Annotated in this window: 18 protein-coding genes; 14 read left to right on the top strand and 4 right to left on the bottom strand. The window is 60.5% G+C overall.

Features of this window, described 5'->3' with window-relative positions:
- Positions 1–22 precede the first annotated feature (22 nt).
- Positions 23–1,483 (bottom strand): MFS transporter, encoded by a 1,461-nt coding sequence (locus LPW11_RS01840; RefSeq protein WP_230996420.1) that lies wholly within the window; start codon positions 1,481–1,483, stop codon positions 23–25.
- Positions 1,480–1,794 (bottom strand): hypothetical protein, encoded by a 315-nt coding sequence (locus LPW11_RS01845; RefSeq protein WP_230996421.1) that lies wholly within the window; start codon positions 1,792–1,794, stop codon positions 1,480–1,482. The genes LPW11_RS01840 and LPW11_RS01845 overlap by 4 nt, the downstream gene beginning before the upstream one ends.
- Before the next feature lie 411 nt (positions 1,795–2,205).
- Between LPW11_RS01845 and LPW11_RS01850 the strand changes: the two genes are divergently transcribed.
- The 13 genes from LPW11_RS01850 (at position 2,206) to LPW11_RS01910 (ending at position 17,706) form a co-directional block, all read left to right on the top strand.
- Positions 2,206–3,312, top strand: a complete 1,107-nt coding sequence (locus LPW11_RS01850) for an ABC transporter substrate-binding protein (RefSeq protein ID WP_230996422.1) — start codon at positions 2,206–2,208, stop codon at positions 3,310–3,312.
- Between the two features lie 86 nt (positions 3,313–3,398).
- A complete protein-coding gene (locus LPW11_RS01855) occupies positions 3,399–4,223 on the top strand; it encodes a TorF family putative porin (protein ID WP_230996423.1) in 825 nt (274 codons plus the stop codon).
- Between the two features lie 46 nt (positions 4,224–4,269).
- On the top strand, positions 4,270–6,552 hold the full coding sequence (locus LPW11_RS01860) for an ethanolamine ammonia-lyase (RefSeq protein ID WP_230996424.1): 2,283 nt from the start codon (positions 4,270–4,272) through the stop codon (positions 6,550–6,552).
- Positions 6,553–6,656: 104 nt separating this feature from the next.
- Positions 6,657–7,520: a hypothetical protein gene (locus LPW11_RS01865; protein ID WP_230996425.1), complete on the top strand. Its 864-nt coding sequence runs from the start codon at positions 6,657–6,659 to the stop codon at positions 7,518–7,520.
- Positions 7,521–7,540: 20 nt separating this feature from the next.
- The gene (locus LPW11_RS01870) at positions 7,541–8,302 is read left to right on the top strand and encodes an ABC transporter ATP-binding protein (RefSeq protein ID WP_230996426.1); all 762 of its coding nucleotides are present in this window, start codon (positions 7,541–7,543) and stop codon (positions 8,300–8,302) included.
- A 448-nt stretch (positions 8,303–8,750) separates the two neighbouring features.
- Entirely contained in the window at positions 8,751–9,770 is a 1,020-nt protein-coding gene (locus LPW11_RS01875; protein ID WP_230996427.1) for an ABC transporter substrate-binding protein, read from the top strand.
- A 7-nt stretch (positions 9,771–9,777) separates the two neighbouring features.
- A complete protein-coding gene (locus tag LPW11_RS01880) occupies positions 9,778–10,806 on the top strand; it encodes a FecCD family ABC transporter permease (protein WP_230996428.1) in 1,029 nt (342 codons plus the stop codon).
- A gap of 42 nt (positions 10,807–10,848) precedes the next feature.
- Positions 10,849–11,871 (top strand): AAA family ATPase, encoded by a 1,023-nt coding sequence (locus LPW11_RS01885; RefSeq protein WP_230996429.1) that lies wholly within the window; start codon positions 10,849–10,851, stop codon positions 11,869–11,871.
- Positions 11,871–12,755 (top strand): DUF58 domain-containing protein, encoded by an 885-nt coding sequence (locus tag LPW11_RS01890; protein WP_230996430.1) that lies wholly within the window; start codon positions 11,871–11,873, stop codon positions 12,753–12,755. The genes LPW11_RS01885 and LPW11_RS01890 overlap by 1 nt, the downstream gene beginning before the upstream one ends.
- Before the next feature lie 10 nt (positions 12,756–12,765).
- Complete coding sequence (locus LPW11_RS01895) at positions 12,766–14,559, top strand: hypothetical protein (RefSeq protein ID WP_230996431.1); 1,794 nt, start codon at positions 12,766–12,768, stop codon at positions 14,557–14,559.
- A gap of 6 nt (positions 14,560–14,565) precedes the next feature.
- On the top strand, positions 14,566–15,669 hold the full coding sequence (locus tag LPW11_RS01900; RefSeq protein ID WP_230996432.1) for a vWA domain-containing protein: 1,104 nt from the start codon (positions 14,566–14,568) through the stop codon (positions 15,667–15,669).
- 9 nt (positions 15,670–15,678) lie between these two features.
- Complete coding sequence (locus tag LPW11_RS01905; protein WP_230996433.1) at positions 15,679–16,431, top strand: hypothetical protein; 753 nt, start codon at positions 15,679–15,681, stop codon at positions 16,429–16,431.
- A gap of 261 nt (positions 16,432–16,692) precedes the next feature.
- Positions 16,693–17,706, top strand: a complete 1,014-nt coding sequence (locus tag LPW11_RS01910) for a vWA domain-containing protein (protein ID WP_230996434.1) — start codon at positions 16,693–16,695, stop codon at positions 17,704–17,706.
- 132 nt (positions 17,707–17,838) lie between these two features.
- On the opposite strand, the gene LPW11_RS01915 is transcribed toward LPW11_RS01910, so the two are convergent.
- Both LPW11_RS01915 and LPW11_RS01920 read right to left on the bottom strand, forming a co-directional pair.
- Positions 17,839–18,282, bottom strand: coding sequence for a hypothetical protein (locus LPW11_RS01915; protein ID WP_230996435.1), 444 nt, complete (start codon positions 18,280–18,282; stop codon positions 17,839–17,841).
- Positions 18,283–18,684: 402 nt separating this feature from the next.
- Positions 18,685–19,224 (bottom strand): DUF2284 domain-containing protein, encoded by a 540-nt coding sequence (locus LPW11_RS01920; RefSeq protein ID WP_230996436.1) that lies wholly within the window; start codon positions 19,222–19,224, stop codon positions 18,685–18,687.
- 208 nt (positions 19,225–19,432) lie between these two features.
- On the opposite strand from LPW11_RS01920, the gene LPW11_RS01925 reads away from it, so the two are divergent.
- Positions 19,433–21,079 carry a fatty acid--CoA ligase gene (locus LPW11_RS01925; protein WP_230996437.1) on the top strand — a complete coding sequence of 549 codons (1,647 nt, stop codon included), beginning with the start codon at positions 19,433–19,435 and terminating at the stop codon, positions 21,077–21,079.
- Positions 21,080–21,141 lie beyond the last annotated feature (62 nt).

Here is a 21,141-nt window from a genome sequence, read left to right on the forward strand (position 1 = left end):
CTGATGGAGGGGGGGCGCGGCTTCATTCCAGCGAGGCAGAAAGGGGTGCTGCTATCTTTTCCAGGGAGGTCCGTTCCGCTTTCACTCCGATTGCACCTTCCACGACCGCTGCCAAAAGCATAAGAAGCGCCGCGCCGAGGTACCCGTAGAAGACCCCCTGCCGCGACCCGGTCCCGATCAGGGTGCCAAAAAGCCACGGAGCGACGACTCCTCCGGCGGCTGTGCCGATGGCAAAAAAGAAGGCGATGGCGAATGCCCTCGTTTCCAGCGGGAAGATCTCGCTGACTGTCAGGTATGCCGAACTGGCGGCCGGGGAGGCGAAGAAGAAGATGACCGTCCACATGGCGGTCTGGGAAAAGGGGGTGAGGGCGGCGATGTTGAAGAGGTAGCCGGTGACGGCAAGGAGGAGCGCTGAGATGGTGTAGGTCGCAGCTATCATCTGCCGCCGCCCGATCGTGTCGAAGAAGATCCCGAGGATGAGGGGGCCGCAGAAGTTTCCGAGGGCGAAGGGAAGAAGGTACAGCCCCGTCTGGCTCCCCGGGACGTTGTAGAAGGTGGTGAGGATCATGGCGTAGGTAAAGAAGATGGCGTTGTAGAGAAAGGCCTGCGACACCATCAGTGTCAGCCCGAGCACCGTGCGCCTCGGGTAGAGCGTGAACATGCCACGGATGATGGCGCCAAAGCCGAACCGCCGGTGCGGATGGATGGTCAGCGTTTCCTCTGCATCCTCGAGCTTTTGCCCTGTTTCCCGCTCAACCTCCGCCTCTATGCGGGCCACCATTTCCTCCGCCTCATGCAGCCTACCGTGGGTAATGAGCCAGCGGGGGCTCTCCGGCACCTTGCGACGCAGCACCAGGATGAATAGGCTAAGAGCGGCCCCGATCGCGAAGCCGACCCGCCAGCCGACATTGACCGGCAGGATGTGGGGGTCGAGCAGGATGATCGTCGAACCGGAGCCCACGGCGGCCCCGATCCAGTAGCTTCCGTTGACGATGAGATCGATGCGCCCCCGCACCCGCGCCGGGATCAGCTCGTCAATTGCCGAGTTTATGGCGGCGTACTCCCCGCCGATCCCGAGCCCCGTGATGAAGCGAAAGAGAATGAAGCTCCCGAGGTTCCAGCTGAAGGCGGAGAGGAAGACACCGGCGAAGTAGACGGCAAGGGTGATGAAAAAGAGGAGCCGCCGTCCAAGGAGGTCCGTGAGATAGCCGAAGAAAAGGGATCCTGCAACAGCGCCGACGAGGTAGAAGGAAGCGATAGTCCCGATCTGCTGGCTGGTGAAGTGGAGGGTGCCCGGATCCTGAAGGACCCCGCTGATTGCACCCTTGAGCGTCACCTCCAGCCCATCGAGGATCCAGGTGATCCCGAGGGCGATCACCACCAGCCAGTGGAACCTGCACCACGGGAGGCGGTCCATCCGTGCGGGGATCGACGTCTCTATCTGCAGGACCTCTGCCGCCCCTTTTCCCATTTCCTTTTTCACGGCTTCCGGACGCACGTCGGAACAAGCCCCCCGAAACAGTAGTACCCGTGGCAGCACCTGTCGTTCAGCGTGTTGCACGTTTCCCCCTCCTTCAGGCAAGGGTCCCATGATGGTGCAACGTCAGAATGTTGAGCTCCCGCTCCAGTAGCGATCGCCTCCCTTTCCGAGAGTAGCTCCCGAACGCCACCAACCACCTTCACATCCTCGCTGGCGCTGCTGCCGCCCGTCGACCCGCTCGGGTCGCCATGTGCTGCAGTCACTGAAAGTGAAAGGAGCAACATCATTGCGAAAAAGGTATTTGTCACCGGCATCTTTGCCTCCTCGGTCCGTCCTCCACTCCTCAAAAGAGTATAAAGCCGGACATGCTGCTTGGTTTTTCTACGAAGAGAAAAAGTAGCCTGCCCCCCCCGGTCCTCCCTCTCTCATTGACGTCACTCCGAACCCACCAGCCACTCAGTGGAACTGAATGAGGCGGTTACGCTATCTCATATCCAGCGCTTGTACCTTTTTCACTTATCCATTCACTCATGTTAATTATTCCCCCTTGACAAAGGCAAAAAACGCAGAATAGTTTAGCACTGTGACAGTGGTCTGACCTTTTGCTTGTAACTGCGATCTGCTACGCCGGTGCCTTCACGGCGTCAATTAAGTCACAATAGCCGGACGCTATGTCAGGCTGGAGGATTACGACCCTGCGTCGTCATTGCAAAGGAGGAGGTTCTATGAGAAAGCTGTCGCTTTTGTCACTGTGCATTGTCATCACTGTCGCTCTTTTGGGGATCACGGCCTCGCAGGCAGCCCGAAAAGAAACGCTCAGGATCACCTGTTGGGAAGGGTACGCTGACGCCGCCATCGTGAAGGAATACAAGGCGTTGGTGAAGGCGAAGTACGGTATCGACGTCGACGTGCAGACGCACTACCCCACCGACCAGGACGAGTTCTACCAGGCAGCGAAAAATGGTACCGCCGACCTCATCTCACCGCCAGCTGACCTCGCCAAGACCCCGCGCTTCAACTGCTTCCAGCAGGGGAACTTCCTCCTCTCGGAGGTGGATCTCAAAAACATCCCCAACGCACAGAAGATGATCCCCTTCTTCCAGGCGGACCAGTCCCTGATCCACAAGGGGAAGCGCTACGGCGTCCCGTACAACTGCGGGCCGTACGGGCTCGATTACAACACCGAGATGGTGCAGGAGCCCCCGCAGAGCTGGAACGTCCTGTGGGACCCGCAGTACAAGGGGAAGTACACCATCAACAACAACTTCTGTAAGTGCAATATCTGGATCACCGCCCTCTCGCTCGGGTACCGTTACGACCAGATCTTCGATATCGAGAAGCTCGACCGCCAGAAGGTCCAGGAGAGGCTGAACGTTCTCGCACAAAACGCCTACAGCTTCTGGGACGGCTCGGCCAAACCGGAGGAGTTCCCGAAGCTCGCGCTCGCGACGGACTGGGGTTTCGCTGCCGCGCAGGCAAACCAGAAGGGTGGCAAGTGGATGGTCGCCGCTCCCAAGGAAGGGGGCACAGCCTGGATCGACTACTGGTGCATAACGAAGGCAGCCGCAAAGGGGACGAAGAAGAAGCTCTGTGAGGAATGGATCAACCTGCAGCTTTCCCCGAAGGCCCAGGCAGCGGTCGTAAAAAAGCAGGGGGTCTCCCCCGTGGTCAATCTCGCCGAGGGTCTCGTGACCCCGACGGAGAGGACCCTGTTCCACGTGGGGGACAACGACTACTTCAAGACCGTGGCGATCTGGCAGGTCATGAGCGAGAAGACGGAGAAGGCGTACGCCGAGATGTGGGAGACGGCAAAGGCCACCAGAAAGAAATAACCTGACGCAGTGCCAGCAAAGACTGGATGAAGAGACGGAAGCCGACACACTGAGATGCACCACCTAAAATGAATCAGGAGGGGAAAATGAAGGTATCGCTTAGACTGTTCTCTTTGAGTTTCCTTGTTCTACTGGCGATCTGCATGGGGTCTGAGTCACGCGGGGAGGACCTTACCGCAGAGAAGCACCCGTCCGCAGCTGCCGAGGCTCCCAAGCCGGGGATGAAGGAGATCCCCGAAGACCTGAATGCCGATCTCAACGTCTCGTTCTACTCCAAGTACGTCTGGCGCGGCTACGAGCTCAGCAAGGACAGCCTCGTGATCTTCCCGACCGCGACCGTCGGCTACAAGGGATTCGCAGTGAACCTGTGGGCCGACATGGACACCCGCTTTTACGGCGGCCCCGACAAGGAGTTCAAGATCCAGGAAACGGACGTCACCGTCTCCTACAGCAACGCCATCGCGCCGTTGAAGCTCAACTACTCGCTGGGATGGATCTACTACAACTACCAGCCAAACAAGAACCAGGAAGTCTTTGCGACCTTCACCTTCGACACGATCCTGAAGCCGACCTTCTGCGTCTATAACGAGATAGAGATCGGGCAGGCCTGGTACTTCCTCCTCGGCCTTTCCCACAGCATCCCCGTCTACAGAGACTTCTCCCTCGACCTCGCCGCTACCGTCGCCTATCTGCACGACAAGTCCGAGCCTTCCGACTTCTCCAACTTCCACGACGGCAACCTCACCGTCGGCATGAAGATCCCGCTGAACAAGTACCTCTCGGTGTCGCCGCGGGTTCAGTACTCCTTCCCGCTCAACGAGCACGCTCGCCGCGAGATCCGCGATCTCAGCTTCACCAAAAACGACTCCGACTTCGTGTACGGAGGCCTCGTCTTCGACCTGGCGATATAGCTCACGGTGACTTTGCAGACCACATCATAAAAGGAGGCCGCACAGCATGAGACGATTACTTTTGATCACAGCGATGCTTTTCCTGGTGGTTCTCGGATTCGCGAGCACCAGCGGCGCCATCGTCATCAAGACCGTGAAACCGGGTGAGGATGTCTTCAAGTACATGACCCGGGTGAAAGGCTCTTTCGACCAGACCCTGTACCGCCAGATCATCGGCGCGTCCAACGCCTTCAAGGAAGGTGACAAGACGATCGGCGTCGCCGCCGACACCAATGCCAGCAGGGAGAACGCCCGCAAGCTCCTGGCAAACACCACCATCAAGGACCTCTCCAGCCACCCCCTTTTGAACGACAACCTGTACAAGTTCGCCAAGGATTCGGTGGACGCGGCGCAGTACGAAAAGATAAAGAACTGGCCCCTGGGCAAGATGAAAAGCTTCCTCCTCACCGCTTCCGAGACGCAGATAAAGTCGGTCATGTACGGGATGAACTGCGAGGTCGTCGGCTGCCTGCCGAAGCTCATGAGCAACAAGGAGCTGATCGCGGTGAACCGGAAGATCTTCAATCCGCTGCCGGGTACCAAGATCGGCGCCAAGGGGTACCTGAGCGCGCGCATCCAGCCTAACTCCCCGACTGACGATCCGGAAGAGATCCAGTGGCAGGTGCTGGACGGCTTCGCCTATGGGGTAGGCGACCTCGTGCTCGGCACCAATCCGGTGGACGGCACCAAAGAGCAGACCGCACGGGTCGAGACCGCGCTGAAAGAGGTGGTCGACGCCTTCCAGCTGAACGGAAAGCTCCCCTGGTGCGTGCTGGCGCACATAGACGTGCAGCGGGAGATCTACAACGAGAAACCCGAGCTCGTGAACATCATGTTCCAGAGCCTTGCCGGAACCGACGCCGCCAACAAGACCTTCGACATCACCGTCGACAAGATGGTCGACCACGCCAAGTCGCGCAAGGGACAGAAGTACGGCCTCTATTTCGAGACCGGTCAGGGCTCCGACTTCACCAACGGCGCCGCGGAAGGGGTGGACATGGTCGTCCTCGAGTCCCGCAAGTACGGGATGGCGCGCGGCCTGAAGCAGATCCTCGCCCAGGTGGAGCCCAACGGCGCCTACGTCCACCTGAACGACGTGGCCGGCTTCATCGGGCCGGAAGTGTTCAGGACGAAGGAGCAGCTGGTACGCTGCTGTCTCGAAGACATCCTGATGGGCAAACTGCAGGGGATCACCATCGGCCTCGACATCTGCTCGACGCTGCACATGTCGGTCAGCCTCGACGACCTGCAGTGGTGCCAGGACCAGATCATGGCGGCAAACCCCGCCTACCTCATGGCGCTCCCCACCCGGAACGACCCGATGCTCAGCTACCTCACCACGAGCTACCAGGACCACGTCCGGCTGCGCAGCAAGTTCGGTTACAAGGTAAACGACGTCATGTGGGACTTCTTCAAGCGCATCCAGGTCATCGACGCCAACGGCAAGCCGACGAAACACTTCGGCGACCCGGTCTGGGTGTACTACCAGTTCCAGAAGGCGAAGGGTGACACCCGCACGCAGCAGGCGATCATGGCGGAAGGGAAAAAGAAGTACAACGAGATCCAGACGACCTGGCTGAAGACCGGAAACAAGGTCCCCCTCGCATCCGGATACGGCAAGAACTATTGGGATCCCAACCCGCAGCTCGACAAGCGGGTGCGCGAGCTCTACGCCGACGCCAAGAAGGCGATCTGGTCCGAGTTCTCCCCCGAGTTTGTGAAGAAGATCCCCGACTCCGTCCAGCTCGCCACCCTCTCCAAGGACCGCGAGAACTACATCGTGCATCCGGAATCCGGCGAGAAGCTGAACCCGCAGTCGGTGGCGACGCTGGAGAAGCTGCGCGACGCGTGGCAGGGGAAAGTGCCTGACGTGCAGATCGTGGTCTCCGACGGCCTGAACGCGAACTCCATCATGGATCCGGACCATGTGTTGCCGTACATCACGGCCCTCAGGGAAGAGCTCCAGGCCTCCGGCCTCACGGTGGACAAGAACACCATCGTGATCAACAGCGGCCGCGTGCGCGCCGGGTACATGGTAGGGGACATCCTCTACGGAAAATCAGATCCCAACAAGCCGCGCGCCATTGTCCACATCATAGGGGAGCGTCCGGGCACCGGTCAGAACGCCTTCTCCGTGTACATCGCAGCTCCGAAAGGGCAAGTGTGGCAGGAGCAGAAGTGCGACCACAACATGGTGAAGGTTGTGTGCGGCATCTCCAAGCAGGCCACGAAACCGAAGGATGCGGCGAAGCAGACCGTGAAGCTCCTGAAGGGGCTTATGTCAACGTAGGCGCCTCATACCCCCAAGGAGGCAACGCACCGCCTCCTTGGGGCTTTCCCCAACCCTTTCCGTCGGCGTAACGAACCACCACACAGAATGCAGAGCTCGCCGCTATGAAAGAAGAGCAACAGTTGGCACAATCGGAGTATGCCCCTCCTGCACTGTCAAAGCCGGTGGCATCCTCTGAGCACATCGCTCCACTGTCCCAGCCGGCGGCTCCCCCGGATTACGTCACCCCTCCCCTGTCGCAGAAGATAAAGCTCTATATTGCCGCGCTCCTTTCCGTGTGCTTCTACCGCTACGGGGAGATCGGCAACATCTGCTACACCATCGGGAAAAACATCCTCGACGGCGTCATCCTGTACACCATGTTTTCCATGGCGGAGGAGCAGCTGAAAGTCGCGGCGATCCTCGGCGTGGTGGTGAAATACGCCTATCCTGGAATCAGCATGATCTCCAGCACCTGCATTTCCGGCTATATAGATCACCTGGAGGCAACCCACGACCCGAAAACGCAGATCGCGCGGCTCATCAGGGCGCAGCTCGGGGTGGCGACGGGGCAGTCGCTGGGGGCGATATGCCTGCTCCTTTGCTTCCCACCCGTATTCATGTACTTCTTCGGAGCCGTCTCCTTCAAGCCTCACCTCCTGGTGCTGATCTATCTGCTCCATCACGTGTGCGACGGCTCCGCGCAGATAGTGGAAGGAAGGACCTGGTTCAAGATCATCGAGATAAAGATTCGCAAGGGAGAGGACAAGAGGCTGTCACGGAACTTCTGGGTCATCTACACCCTCGCGCAGAACTTCCAGCTTTTGCTCGGGCAGCTCTTCATATGGGGGACGCTCGCCATGACCACGGAATTTTCCCCCAATCTGACGGCGCCGCTTCTGAGCGCGACCGTCTACACCGGCTTTCTCTGCGTCGTGGCGTCGAAATTCATACTGCCGGCCATGTACAAAATGAGGCTCTGCTCGTAGGGGCGGGGGCGCGGCTTCATATGCTCGAACTGGACGGCATCGAATTCGCCATAGACGGCACGAAGATCCTCGACGGCATCTCCGCGAGATTCGAGGGGGGGAAGATCCACGGCATCATCGGGCCGAACGGCTCCGGCAAATCGACGCTGCTGAAGACCATCTGCAGGATATGGGAGCCGCAGTCCGGGACAATCAGCATAAACGGCAGGGACAACAGGACGATATCGAGGAAGGAGCTCAGCACCCTGGTGACCCTTGTCCCGCAAAACACCTCCATCGGCTTCCCGATCTCCGTCTTCGATGTCGTCTCCATGGGGCGCAACCCGCACCTGCAGCGGTTCGAGGGGATGCGGCAAAGGGACCGGGAAATAATAGAGCGGGCGTTGCGGCAAACGGGTATCGAACCGCTGAAGGAGAGGAACATAAACGAGCTTTCCGGCGGTGAGGGACAGCTCGCCATAATCGCCCGGGCGATCGCCACGGAGGCGGAGCTGATCCTCCTCGACGAGCCGACCTCGGAGCTCGACGTGAGACACACCCTCGATATATTCGGGATCCTCGACCGTTTTCGCGAAGAGGGGAAGACGATCCTGGTAAGCATCCACGACCTGAACCTCGCGAGGAAATTCTGCGACACCATCTCGATCCTCTGCCGCGGCAGGCTCTTTTTTTCCGGCACGCCCGAGGAGGCCTTCTCGGAGGAGAACATACGGCAGGTGTTCGAGGTGAACGTGAAGGAATACAGGGTGGAGGAGACGACGTTCCTCGAGTTCGCGCGATAAAGCACAGTATCCTTACTTCCGAGGCCCCCGGGAGCGTATGCGCACCAGGCAGTGCGCGACAAACTCGCTACAAAGAACCCGGGTGCCCCCGCGCTGGAGCGTAGGCATCTTGCCTGCGATGGCGGCGCAGCCGCCACAGACCGCGCGGCTGGCGCCGCGGCTACAGGCTGGGAAGCCTGTGCTCCAGCGCGGCGCCACTGATGGTACTTAGGTATGACCGGCAGGTATTGTTGGAAACGGATGCGGTTCTGGAGGAGATATTTCGGATATGCCGGCAAAGACCAAATCCCCCCTGTCCCCCCTTCGCAAAGGGGGGGACGTTAGGCCTTCTGCAGTGCTTCGTGGCAATGTATCGACGCCTCCCCGGAAAATCCGGATGAACCTTCGCAAAGGGGGGGACGTGATGGCCTCTATCCCCCGCCATCCGGATAAACCAGCAACAAGTGCCATGGGAGCATTCCTGCTACACGCACTGCTTCTGGTCTGCTCCATCATCTTCTGCGCGACCCATTCGGAGGGAGCCGATCAGAAGGCTCCCCTCGACCTGGAGAGGCTGAGAACGGAGCTGAGCCTGGTCCGTGGGACCGGAAAGACGCAAGGGGGATGGCCGCGGGAGATCCGCTCTCCACTCAAGACCTACGACTTCAAAAGCGACACCTTCCGCCAGGAAGGACGAACGCTGCTAGTGCAGAAGAAGCCGCTACGGCTGATACCACATTCCGTCGGCGTAGCCGAGATCCTGTGGGCGATCTGCCCGCGGGAGCGCCTGGTCGCGTTCAACGAGCTCTCCGCCGACCCGGAATCCAGCTTCATTGCAGCCGAGGTGCGCCAGCGCGGACCTATCTTCCGCTCGAAGGAGACGGAACTCGTGCTCGGCTACCGCCCGGACCTCGTCTTTACCGTCTCCTATTCGAGCCCCGACTTCAAGGAGAAGCTCAGGCAGGCGCGCATACCGACCTTTGACCTCGGCTACTTCGGAACGATCGACTCCATAAAGGAGCAGATCGCCCTCATCGGCACCGTGATCGGAGAGGAAGGGAACGCCGCCGCGCTGGTGAGCCTGATAGACCGGAAGATGCGGGAACTGAAGACGAAGCTGCCGCGCAAAGGGCCGCCGGTGCGGGTGCTCTACTACGACGAGGGAGGCTACGTCCCCGGCGCCACGTCGAATTTCGACTCGATCTGCAGGATGATAGGCGCGGTCAATGTGGGGACGGAGCAGGGGATAAAGTCGTGGTCGCAGGTCGATTACGAAACGGTGCTGAAGTGGAACCCGGATGTGGTGGTCGTTCCAGCGCGGTCGAAGCTCAGGGACATCCTCATGTCCAGCCGCGTCCTCGCCCACGCCCGCGCCATCAGGAGCGGCGCCGTCTACTATGTACCCGGGGTGTATCTCCGGGCGTCGTCACAGTACATGCTCCTGAGCGCCGACTACCTCGCCGGGGTCATATACCGCCCCCCCCGCTGAAGCCGCCATGCACAGAAAGGACTTCTTCCTCTTCATAGTGCTGGTGGCCCTCATCCTCGCGGGAGGGGTCATTTCGCTGTCCTCAGGTTCGTGGTCCGTACCGGCCTCCCATGTCCCTGCGATACTCCTGGCGAAGCTCGGACTCCACGGTGGGGTGGTGAACGATGTGGAGGCGGCGATCGTCTGGGACGGGCGGCTGCCGCGCTTTCTGGTCGCGCTTCTGGTCGGCTTTTCCCTCGGTGGCGCCGGCACCGTCATGCAGGGCATTTTCAAGAACCCTATGGCCAGCCCCGGTGTCATGGGGATCGATTCGGGAGCAGCTCTCGGGGCGGTGCTCTCCATCTACCTCGGCGTCGCCTCCGATTCGCTCGTGGTGCTCCCCTGCGCCGCGATAGTTTTTTCGATCCTCACGCTGATCCTGGTCTTTGCCATCGCCACCTCCGGCGGGCGGACCTCGATCTCCACGCTGCTTCTGGCAGGGATCGCCCTGAACCTCGTCTTCGGCGCGCTGACGTCGTTCATCATCACCCTCAGCACGCGGGAGTTCGACGTCGGGCGAGTCATCGTGAACTGGCTCATGGGGGACCTCAACAACCGCTCCTGGGAGCACGTCAGTATCGTGGCCCCGACCACGCTCCTGGCGCTTCTGGGGACCCTCTTCTTCGCCAGGGACCTGAACCTCCTCATGCTCGGCGAGGAGACGGCGGCGAACCTCGGTGTCGATACCAAAAGGGCCCGCAACGCCCTCCTCCTCTTCTCCTCCGTTGAGACGGGGGGGGCCATCGCCGTCTCCGGCGTCATCGGCTTTGTGGGGCTCGTCGCGCCGCACATCATGCGCAGCCTCGTGGGGCCAGACAACCGCAAGCTCGTCTTCTTCTCGGGTCTACTCGCGGCGGTCTTCATAATCTACGCGGACCTCTTCGTCCGGCTCGTGGTGGCGGTCGACCTGAAGGTGGGGATCATCACCTCCATGCTGGGGGGGCCCTTCTTTCTCTACCTGATCATGAAACACAGAAAGCATTTCGAGTACATGTGACAGGCCGTTTGAAGGGGCCGAGAGAAAGAGAGGGAGCGGTACATGAGGGAAAACGTGGCAACAGAGGTCGAGGTGGCGGAGCTCTTCGACCAGTACGCCGAAAGGGTCGAGCAGATAAAGGCCGAGATCGCCAAGGTCGTGATCGGCCAGGAGGAGATGATCACCCTGATGATCCACACCCTCCTCTCCAGGGGGCACATCCTTCTCGAGGGGGTGCCGGGGCTTGCGAAGAGCCTCGCGGTGGAAACCTTCGCGAAAGTCATCGGCGGCAACTTCAAGCGCTTCCAGTTCACCCCTGACAAGATGCCGAGCGACATAACAGGCACCATGGTGTGGAACGAGAAGGAGAAGAAGTTCGAGTTTTACTACGGTCCGATCTTTTGCAACATCTTCCTTGCCGACGAAATAAACCGGGCCTCCCCGAAAGTGCAGTCCGCGCTGCTGCAGGCGATGCAGGAAAAGGAGGTGACGATAGAGCGCAAGCGCTACGACATCTCCCCCCCCTTCATGGTGCTGGCGACACAGAACCCGATCGAGCAGATCGGAACGTATCCGCTCGCCGAGTCGCAGGTCGACCGCTTCATGGTGAAGTACGACGTGGGATATCCGGGGAAGGACGAGGAACTGGAGCTCATCCTCAGGAAGAACACCGACTTTGACCAGCAGAAGGCGGAGATACGAAACATCCTTTCGCTCGAGGAGATAACGGCGATGCAGCAGCTCATCCACGACCAGGTCAGGGTGAGCCAGAAAGTCATGGCCTACATCCTCAACGTCTGCACCGCCACCCGTCCGCGCGAGACCTACTCCCCCCAGGATCTCGTCGCGGAGATTCACCAGTACATCCGGCTCGGTGCCTCCCCCCGCGCCTCCGAATCGCTCCTCGCGCTGGCGAAATCATTTGCCTTCGGCCAGCACCGCGACTTCGTGAATTTCGACGACGTATCAGCCTGTGCCGCACACGTGCTGAGGCACCGGATACTGCTGAACAGCACCGCGTTGTCGCAGCAGATCGACTCCGACATGCTGGTGCAGGAAATCCTCAAGATGGTTCCACCGTACTGATGCCGATGGAGAAGACGGAAAAGACACTTTTATCGAAGAAAGAGCTTCTGGAAATCTTCGTGAATCATCGGGTCGACTCTCCCTTCCCAGGTGACTGGGAGAGTGTCTTCAAGGGGCTCGGGTACGAGTTCTGGGCGCTCAGGGAGCTCGAGCCGACCGACTCCTTCAAGAACATCGACTGGAAGGCGAAGGCGAGGACGGGGAAGTTCTTCGTGCGCGATTTCCTCGCCGAGAGCTACTTCAACGTCATGATCCTTTACGACGTCAGCAGGTCGGTGCAGTTCGGGAGAAAGGAGCTGCTCCAGGCGCACATCGCCGTCTCCCTCGCCTACAGCGCGATCGCAAGCAACGACGGCTGCGGGCTGATCCTCTTTGCGGATGACATCGTGAAGTACATCCCGCCGCGCATGGGGCGGACGCACTTCATGGAGATTCTCGATGCCATCGTGCACGCGGAGCCGGTGAGGTGCGGGGGGACGAGCCTTGGGCCCGCCCTGACGAAGCTCCTGAACGAGGTGCCGGAGAGTCTGACCTTCATACTCTCCGATTTCCTGTACCCGCTCGATTTCGGCTACACCTTTCATCACGCCGCGCAGGGCAGCACAAAGCACGAGGTGAAGGCGCTCCAGGTTCTCGAGGAGTGCGAGATCGCCCTTCCGCCGGGCACGAAGGGTATCCTTCCCCTCTACGATTATGAGAGCGGCAGGACCGTGTCGCTCGACCTCACGAAGTGGCAGGCCTTCAACGACACCATGAGCCGCCAGCGGGAGGGGACGAGAACGCTCCTGGGGCGCGCGGGCATCGACCTCTTGACGGTAAGCCCGGCAGACGACTTTGGGCGGAAGATAAACAGCTTCATGAGAAGGCCCCCGTCAACCTACTAGCAGGTATGCCATGAAGAAGTGTATTGCGATCATACTGCTCATTGTTGCCATGCTGGCGCATACCCCTTTCGAAGCGTGGGCACGAAGCGCCGCGCCCTTCTCCTTTGACTCGCTCTGGTTCTACCGCGACGGCACGCGGGTGGTGCCCGAGATCGGAAAGCGCTGGGTCACCGTCGTCTTCGACTCGCGCTACCGCTCCGGCGCCGCTGATTTCCTCACCTCCGGCGAGGAGGAAGGAAACGTGATCCAGCGCAGGGCACGCGGGATGGTGAAGTCCCACAAAGCGCTCTCGAGCTACCTCTACGACCCGAACCTCGCGGAGGACGCCTGCTTTTTCAAGCTGCGCGACGGGGTGAAGCTCGACCAGATAGGGAGGCTCATCGGCGAGTTGAAAGGTGAGAGAGGGGTGCGCTACGTCCACCCCACCGTCATCATCGACAACAAGACCTTCGCCTTTTTCGACGACCTCGAACTGGAGTGGAAGACGGGAACCCCGAGGGCGCAGCGCGACTCCCTCCTGAAGGCCGCACATGTGGCGGCGGACGACAGGGATGAGAAGAGAAAGAGCTATGTCGTCGACCTAGCCGCCATCCCCTACTTCAGGGCGGTGAACCTCCTTGCCGAAGACGTGAAAGTCCTGAAGGTCGCCCCCCGCCTGGTGGAGATCAAGCCGTCCATAAGTGCCAAGCTCTCTTTTCTCATGGGGGGCGCGAACATCGGTGACAGCATCCCTTTTACCCTCACCATCGCCTTCTCCGACCGCGTAAGCATCGATCCCAGCTCCATAGCGACCCTCAACCTGAAGCCGCCGGAGCTGCAGAAGGAACTCTTCGACTGCACCTTCGATCCCTACGACTATGCAAAGGCGGTGGGGAAGAGCCCGATCATCATCACAGGACGGCTCAAGTTTTACGCGCCCGGAGAGTTCACCGTCCCGCCGGTGAAGATCAGCTACACCTGCCAGACGTGCACGAAGACTGCGAGCCGCTCGGTGAAGGCCAGCACCAACAGCACCAACAGCACCGGCAGCACCGGCTCAGGGCAGAGCAGTGCGGTACCGATGCCCCCTCCCCCGCTGCCGGACGGGATAGCTGACACCGACAGCAGCGCGCCCCCCCCCGACACCTCGACGCCGCCGGATACCCTCCCTGCCGGGAGCCCCGTTTCCAGCACTAACGCGGTCACCGGCAGTGCGGCAGACAGCAACGTGCGCTTCGTGCAGACGCAGCCGGTACTTTTCAAGGTCTCCTCCATCATCCCGGCGGAAAAATCGGAGAACAGGCTCATCGTCCCGACCGCCCCCGTATCGGTCGACTTCCGGCTCCCCGCGCTGCACCAGCGGTCCCTGCGCTACCTGTGGCTCGGCATCTTCTCCCTCGCCGGTCTTTTCCTCTGCGTCGGCTGGTTCATCTACATGCGCTACAGATTGATCCTCGAGAGGGACCGCACCAGGGAAGGGAAGAGGGACGGCATCCTCGTCGAGCAGCTGCGCACCCTGCTGCAGGAGCCGCCTTCGGCCCCTCACTGGGCGTATCTGGGTCGGGTAGGACTCTTGCTGCGCGAGTACCTGGTGGCGCTCTGCGGCGGGGACGCTAGGTTTCGGGGGGGGAGCGGCAGGCACTTCATGGAGAGGATGGGCTCGCGGCTGCCGCATGAATCGGTGGCACCGTTGACCACCATCCTTGCCGCCATCGACAACAGCGTCGCAATGGAGACGGAGCACCATCAGGATATGGAGGCCCTGCAACGCGAGATCCTGGAGGTTGTCGAAGCCACGGCGCAGCGCTCGGCGGCCCAAGGGTAGCCCGCTATGACGGTCGAGCACCCATGGGCACTCCTTCTCCTGGCACTGGTTCCGGCGGTCCTCTTCGCCCGGAGAAAGGGGGCGGCGCGGACCGGATTTTCTGCCGTGCCGGCGCTCGGCCGGGAGCTGCAGCCAGGGCCGCTCAAGAAGTATGGGCCGGACGTGCTGGCCGCAAGTGCCATGGTTCTCATCGTCCTCGCCATTGCAAACGTGCAGTACTCGAGCTACTGGCAAAAGACGTATCCGGAGTCGAAGTGGATCATGCTCGTCCAGGACCTCTCCGGCTCCATGGGCAGGCCCAGCGACGAGAGCGGCAGCATGACGCTCGGAGACGTTGCCCTGGAGGGAGCGTCGGCCTTCATCGACATGCGCAGGAAAGACGACCTCATCGGCCTCGTCGCCTTTTCCAACGTCGCGCAACTGGTGGCGCCACCCTCCTTCGACAAGGAGATCCTGAAGAAAAAGCTGGAGCTTTTGAGGAGAAAGAACGATTCCAGCGTCTTCAGGGAGCTGAGCATCGGGGGGGAAACCAACGCCTCCCACGCAGCGTGGCTTGCCACGTGCGTTTTTTTCATGCTGCTGCCCGAGGAGAGCCAGCCCTCCTACGAGCAGCTCGACAACCTGCGTTACTCGCTGATGGGTCGCGGCGATGCGGCGGCAGCGATCCCCGCCGCGCTGAAAAAGATCAACTTCGGACGCGGCATGGCCATCGTCCTTTTCACCGATGGCCGGATAGAAGCGAGCCCGGGAGGTGACGGCGCCGAAGAAGGGCTCCTCAACTTCGTCAACGTGATAGGGCTGGTGAAGCGGCTCGGCATAAAGCTCTATCTGATCGTAGTCGGAGGGGACGTCACCGCCGAGGTCCGCCAGGCTCTCGAGGGGCGCGCGGGGGAGTCTGCGGCAGGGCATATCTTCTACATGCCCCGCTCCCTGGACAGGTCGCAGATCACCGCGGTGTACAACCGCATAAACGAGATGGAGAAGAACCGGCTGCTGGTGAAGCTGGAGAAACGGAAAAAGGACACGAGGCGCCCCCTCGCGCTCACGGCTGCCGGTATTGTGGCTCTCTACTGCCTGATGCACCTCCTGCCGGCCACCAGAAAGATATAGGCGATGAAAATGAAAGAACCTGTGCGCATAGCATTGATCACTCTTTTGGCTCTCCTTTTCGTAGTGCTCGGGCTGTACAGCGCCCGCGAGTACGGCTCCGCCAGCGCGCTGGAGACGCAAAGGAGGCACCAGGAGCAGGAGCTGAAAAGAGCGGACGCCATGGAGGACGACAGTGCAGCCGCAACGGTGCTGAAGAAGCTGGCCCCGGCGCCTCCGGAGGTCGAGCTGCGCATCGTCCAGCGCCAATGGCGCATGGCGCTCGAGCTTCTCAAATACATGCAGCGGGCGCGGGTGAACGTGGAGTTGCAGAACGAGACGGCATCATACGGCACGAGACTGAAAGGGATTCTCGACGAGATGCTGGAGCGCACCGGAAGCGCGCTGGCAGATCCTTCCGCCGTGCGCCCCGACGTGTTGTGGCAGCTTTACAATGCCTCCGGATCGGCAAAGGTGCTGAGCGCACTGGTGATGCTCGAGGCCGAGCAGAATCTCGACAAAGTGCAGGGGATCATGCGCGACGCCCTCGCCGACTACAAATCGGCAATAGATGCCGTCGACAAGGCCGGTGCCCCCGCAGAGCAGAGGAACGTGCCACGCTGGAACTTCGAGGTATTGAACGGCAGGGAATACGTCCAGAAGTTCGACGTCGCCATGTCCGACACCGAGCGAAACCAGGCGCTGAAGGAAACCCTGGAAACCCTGATGCCCGAAATGGGCGGCTACGCCCCGGGCGAACCGATAGAGACAATCGTTAAGAAGTGAGAGGTCCCTCCGAGAGTTGCGGGGGCAAATTTCTGTTCCGAAAGCGCAGGCGAGGCCATCACGCCCCCCCTTTGCGAAGATCCATCCGGGAATTCCGGGGGAGCGTAGGTACATTTCCACGAAGCGCTGCACGCAAACTTACGTCCCCCCCTTTGCGAAGGGGGGACAGGGGGGATTTGCCTTTGATGTAGGCCATTTAGCACAGCCCGCTCCCTTTCTCATGAACCCGAAAAAGCAGCCTGCCCCCTTTCTGGTACCGCCATGACCGTAGAACAACCACATTACCTTTGGCTCCTCCTTGGCATCCCGATTTTCGCCATCGCCTCCTATTTCTCCTATCAAAACGCCAGCGCATGGCTGTACCGCTTCGCCCACATTAGAAAGCGCCCCCTCCCCTATCTGCTCACAACCGTTTTCCTCAGCCTCGCCCTCTGCGCCGTCATCCTCGCACTGGCAGAGCCGAAGGTCCAGTACACGAAGACCGTGTTCAACCGCAGCGGCATCGATGTCGCCATCGGCATCGACGTGTCCAAATCGATGCTCGCAGAGGATGAAGCCCTTCCCGAAGAAGACAGGAAGCTCTTTGCAGTACCAAACCGCCTGAACCGCGCCCGCTGCTGTGCCCTCAACATCATCAGCGCCCTGCGCGGCGAGCGTGCGGCTGTCTTCATGTTTGCCAGCAAAGGTGTCTCCATCGTGCCGCTGACCAACGACTACGGCTACTGCGACTACATCCTCAAGCACTTCAACGATGCCACCATCACCATTCCCGGCAGCGACCTCGGCCAGGCGATCACCACCGGACTCTCCCTCCTTGAAGGATCTCCCCGCAAGACAGTGAAAAGCATGGTGCTCATCTCCGACGGCGAAGACATAACCGGCGACTCGTCTGCGATGTATCAAGCCGCACAACGCGCAGCAGGTGAAGGAGTTGCGGTTTACACGGTTGGCACCGGGATGGGACAGGGGGTACTCATTCCGATACGAAGCGGTGCGGGGACCGGGATAGAGGGGTATTACCAGGATGAGGATGGATCGGTCCTAAAGACCCGCATGGAACCGGAGACATTGAAGGGGGTAGCCACCGCTACCGGAGGGGGATTCTTCCGCGCCGGAGAGACGCGTATCGAGGAGAGGATAGTGGATGCCATCCTGAAGCGTGCGCGGACTATGGAATACACCAAGGCAACCGAACCGGCGTGGTATCCGCTCGCCCCGGCACTCCTCGGCGCAGCGCTCCTTTTTTTCATGCTCAGCCTGATCACCGGGCGGTGAAACAAGCCCGCTACAGCTTATGCCGGAAACGCTTCGCTTATTCCGGCCTACATGCCATCTCGCTCCCCCCGATGATGACTTTGTAGGCCGGGATAAGCCGCAGGCGTTCCCGGCGGTCCATAGAGCGGTCCATTAAGCAAGCAGCCGCCAGATCTCATACGATTCGCAGCGGGGGGTAGCCGCCTTCTTCGCCGCCTTGTATCTGCTGCCACTGTGGATGCAGGTCCCGGGGGACTTGCTCGACCTGGCGATCACATTTCTCGACTTCGGATCAGGGGCGCGCTCGCCGTACCAGAATTCGCACGTCATGCAGATCGGTTCCGTGACGGGAGTCGCGAATCTCGTTCCGGGAGTAGATTTTCCGCCCGATGCCCCGACGGCGGCCACCTCCGGAGCGTCAGTCACCGCCCAGACCAGAAACATTATGAGAGCAGCGATCAGGATGCCAACGAGGAGAAGCACCTCCTCTCTGGTGAAGGCAGCCTCGTAGAGGTCAAATCCAAGACGCACTGCGGCCACTCCGGTGAAAAGGCAAGCCGCGGTGAGCGCGAAGAGACGGATACATTTCCTGAACATAATCCACCCCCTGATTACGTCATTAGAATTTTTTATCGTCACTTCACAGAGGTTCTTGAGGTTTTTCCGGCGGGGTGAATTTGTGTGCACTCAAAGGGGTGTGCGAGCCCATTAGGTTCGCCCCCTGCGAAGGGTCTTCCGGGAATTCTGGGGAACGCGCTACAAAGAATCCGGGTGCCCCCACGCTGGAGCGTAGGCATCTTGCCTGCGATGGCGGCGCAGCCGCCACAGACCGCGCGGCTGGCGCCGCGGTACAGGCTGGGAAGCCTGTGCTCCAGCGCGGCGCCACTAGTGTCCCCTCACGTCAACGGAAGCGACCGGGCTGAATTCCCGGAATTCCCGGATGAACCTTTGCGAAGGGGGGACAGGGGGATTTGCTCCTGGTTTGGCCTGTGCCTCCTTTCAATCAACCAGCAGAAACGCATACTTCCTCATCTCCTGGCCGTACTCCCTGACCACCTCGATGGAAAAACCAGCGCTTCGCACCGTTGAAAAAACATCCACACCGAGCGCCTCGGGGCAGGGGCGCGCCATCGCAGGATTGGTGCACTCCGCCCGTGTGGCGGGGCACTCATCACAAAGCCGGCACTCGTCCACGAAGAGAAGCAATGCCTTATGATGCCCCGCGAGGAAGACCTCCCGCTCCAGGGGAAGGAGAGCCAGGTTCGTCTTGCGGCTCCATTGCGTCAGTTCATGCGGCCCCACAGTCGCAGTTATCTGGAGGATCAGGACGTCGGCATATTCCGAAAACATCTCCCGGCACACGGATACAGAAGGCACATCCGGAGGACACCCGGCCTTCTTCCCGAAAAAACTGCACCCAAACATGCACTTGAAGCGGACCCATTGACGGACCTGCACATCTTTCCCGGCGATCCACCGGCATTCGGAAAATCCGTGATTGCGGGCAACGATCTCGATCTTCTCCCTGTCAATCGGCATACGACTCCCCTTTGCTCACCGTTGCTACTCAATCTATCAGCCACAGCATCAGACGTTTCAGTAGTAATGTGTGCTGGTAGAAAGTCAAGGGAGTGAGGCGCTCTGAGGATGCAGCCGCGGATCTGCGTTGCCTTCGCCGTCCCCTTTAATGTATAACTGGGCCGCCCGCTGCAGTGCCCACGCAGCGGCTATCACCGGGAGGCTCACGATGACTGACACCCTCGTTTCTCGCACCCACTCCGCATACGACTACCCGCTCATCATAAAGAATCTCCTCTTCTATCCGGTTGTGGACAACCCCGACCAGGAGATCGTGTACCGTGACCACTACCGGGGCAGCTACAGGAACCTGAGAGAGCGGATCGCCCGACTCGCGAACGCCCTCATCGCTCTCGGGGTGAACCCGGGTGACACGGTCGCTGTCATGGACTGGGACAGTCACCGCTACCTGGAGCTCTTCTTCGCGGTCCCGATGATCGGGGCTGTGCTCCACACCATCAACATCCGTCTCTCTCCGGAGCAGATCCTCTATACCATCGACCACGCCGAGGACGACGTGCTGCTGGTCAACACGGAGTTCATTCCGATCCTGGAGCAGATCCGCGGCAGGATCGACACCGTTCACTCATACGTCGCCCTCTGCGACGACGGCGTCCCTGCCGAAAGCACCGTCCCCTACTGCGGTGAATATGAGGCGCTTCTCGCCGCGGCCTCGCCCGATTTCCACTTTCCTGATTTCGACGAAGACACCCGCGCCACCACCTTTTACACCACAGGCACGACGGGATTGCCGAAGGGGGTGTATTTCAGCCATCGCCAGTTGGTGCTCCACACTATGAGCGTTCTTTCGGTGCTCGGGTCGGTGGCGCACGGCAGCTTCGGGCGCAACGACGTGTACATGCCGATGACCCCCATGTTTCACGTCCACGCCTGGGGGATTCCGTACGTCGCCACCATGCTTGGCGTCAAGCAGGTCTATCCCGGGCGCTACAGCCCGGACCTCCTGCTGCACCTGAAGGAGCAGGAAGGGGTGACTTTTTCCCACTGCGTCCCCACCATCCTCCATATGCTCCTGCAGCACCCCCACATGGAGCGGATCGACGTGAGCGACTGGAAGCTCATCATCGGCGGGGCGGCGATGTCGCGCACCCTCTGCATGGACGCGCTGAGGCGCGGCATCGACGTCTTCGCAGGCTACGGCATGTCCGAGACCTGCCCCATTCTCACCATCTCGCAGCTTACCCCCGAGATGCTGGAACTCCCCCTGGAGGAGCAGGCCGAGATCCGCTGCAGAACCGGGATTTCCATGCCCCTCGTCGACCTGCGGGTCGTTGACGAAAATATGCGGGAGCTGCCGCGCGACGGGTCCAGCACAGGCGAAGTGGTGGTGCGCGCCCCGTGGCTTACGCAAGGGTATCTTAAGGACCACAAGTTTTCCGAGCGTCTCTGGAAGGGAGGCTACCTGCACACCGGCGACCTCGCGGTGCGAGACGAACGGGGATACCTGCGCATAACGGACCGGAGCAAGGATGTCCTGAAGGTTGCTGGGGAATGGGTGTCCTCCCTCGAACTGGAGGACATCGTCGCCCACCACCCCGCCGTCGCGGAAGTGGCGGTGATCGGTCAACCGGACGCAAAGTGGGGGGAGCGCCCGCTGGCGCTGGTCGTGCTGAAGTCGGCCGAGGCGGGAAAGGTAACGGAGAAGGACGTGACGCGGCACGTGAAGGAATATGCCGACAAGGGAGTGGTAAGCAAGCAGGTGGTGCTGGTGAAGGTGCGTTTCGTCGACGCACTCGACAAGACGAGCGCGGGAAAGGTGAGCAAGGTGACCCTGCGGGAGAAATACCTGCGCTGATTCGCCGTGGGAATCATACAAAAGGGGACAGGCTACTCTATTCTCAGAAAAAGCAGCCTGCC

The sequence above is a fragment of the Geomonas sp. RF6 genome, from assembly GCF_021044625.1.
Classification (GTDB): domain Bacteria; phylum Desulfobacterota; class Desulfuromonadia; order Geobacterales; family Geobacteraceae; genus RF6.

What these genes read in the sequence shown, in the direction of transcription:
- LPW11_RS01865 (WP_230996425.1), top strand. Translation starts at nt 6,657, where the DNA reads ATGAAAGAAGAGCAACAGTTGGCACAATCGGAGTATGCCCCTCCTGCA.
- LPW11_RS01870 (WP_230996426.1), top strand. Translation starts at nt 7,541, where the DNA reads ATGCTCGAACTGGACGGCATCGAATTCGCCATAGACGGCACGAAGATC.
- LPW11_RS01855 (WP_230996423.1), top strand. Translation starts at nt 3,399, where the DNA reads ATGAAGGTATCGCTTAGACTGTTCTCTTTGAGTTTCCTTGTTCTACTG.
- LPW11_RS01895 (WP_230996431.1), top strand. Translation starts at nt 12,766, where the DNA reads ATGAAGAAGTGTATTGCGATCATACTGCTCATTGTTGCCATGCTGGCG.
- LPW11_RS01915 (WP_230996435.1), bottom strand. Translation starts at nt 18,282, where the DNA reads ATGTTCAGGAAATGTATCCGTCTCTTCGCGCTCACCGCGGCTTGCCTT.
- LPW11_RS01890 (WP_230996430.1), top strand. Translation starts at nt 11,871, where the DNA reads ATGCCGATGGAGAAGACGGAAAAGACACTTTTATCGAAGAAAGAGCTT.
- LPW11_RS01860 (WP_230996424.1), top strand. Translation starts at nt 4,270, where the DNA reads ATGAGACGATTACTTTTGATCACAGCGATGCTTTTCCTGGTGGTTCTC.
- LPW11_RS01900 (WP_230996432.1), top strand. Translation starts at nt 14,566, where the DNA reads ATGACGGTCGAGCACCCATGGGCACTCCTTCTCCTGGCACTGGTTCCG.
- LPW11_RS01850 (WP_230996422.1), top strand. Translation starts at nt 2,206, where the DNA reads ATGAGAAAGCTGTCGCTTTTGTCACTGTGCATTGTCATCACTGTCGCT.
- LPW11_RS01880 (WP_230996428.1), top strand. Translation starts at nt 9,778, where the DNA reads ATGCACAGAAAGGACTTCTTCCTCTTCATAGTGCTGGTGGCCCTCATC.
- LPW11_RS01920 (WP_230996436.1), bottom strand. Translation starts at nt 19,224, where the DNA reads ATGCCGATTGACAGGGAGAAGATCGAGATCGTTGCCCGCAATCACGGA.
- LPW11_RS01905 (WP_230996433.1), top strand. Translation starts at nt 15,679, where the DNA reads ATGAAAGAACCTGTGCGCATAGCATTGATCACTCTTTTGGCTCTCCTT.
- LPW11_RS01875 (WP_230996427.1), top strand. Translation starts at nt 8,751, where the DNA reads ATGGGAGCATTCCTGCTACACGCACTGCTTCTGGTCTGCTCCATCATC.
- LPW11_RS01925 (WP_230996437.1), top strand. Translation starts at nt 19,433, where the DNA reads ATGACTGACACCCTCGTTTCTCGCACCCACTCCGCATACGACTACCCG.
- LPW11_RS01910 (WP_230996434.1), top strand. Translation starts at nt 16,693, where the DNA reads ATGACCGTAGAACAACCACATTACCTTTGGCTCCTCCTTGGCATCCCG.
- LPW11_RS01845 (WP_230996421.1), bottom strand. Translation starts at nt 1,794, where the DNA reads ATGCCGGTGACAAATACCTTTTTCGCAATGATGTTGCTCCTTTCACTT.
- LPW11_RS01885 (WP_230996429.1), top strand. Translation starts at nt 10,849, where the DNA reads ATGAGGGAAAACGTGGCAACAGAGGTCGAGGTGGCGGAGCTCTTCGAC.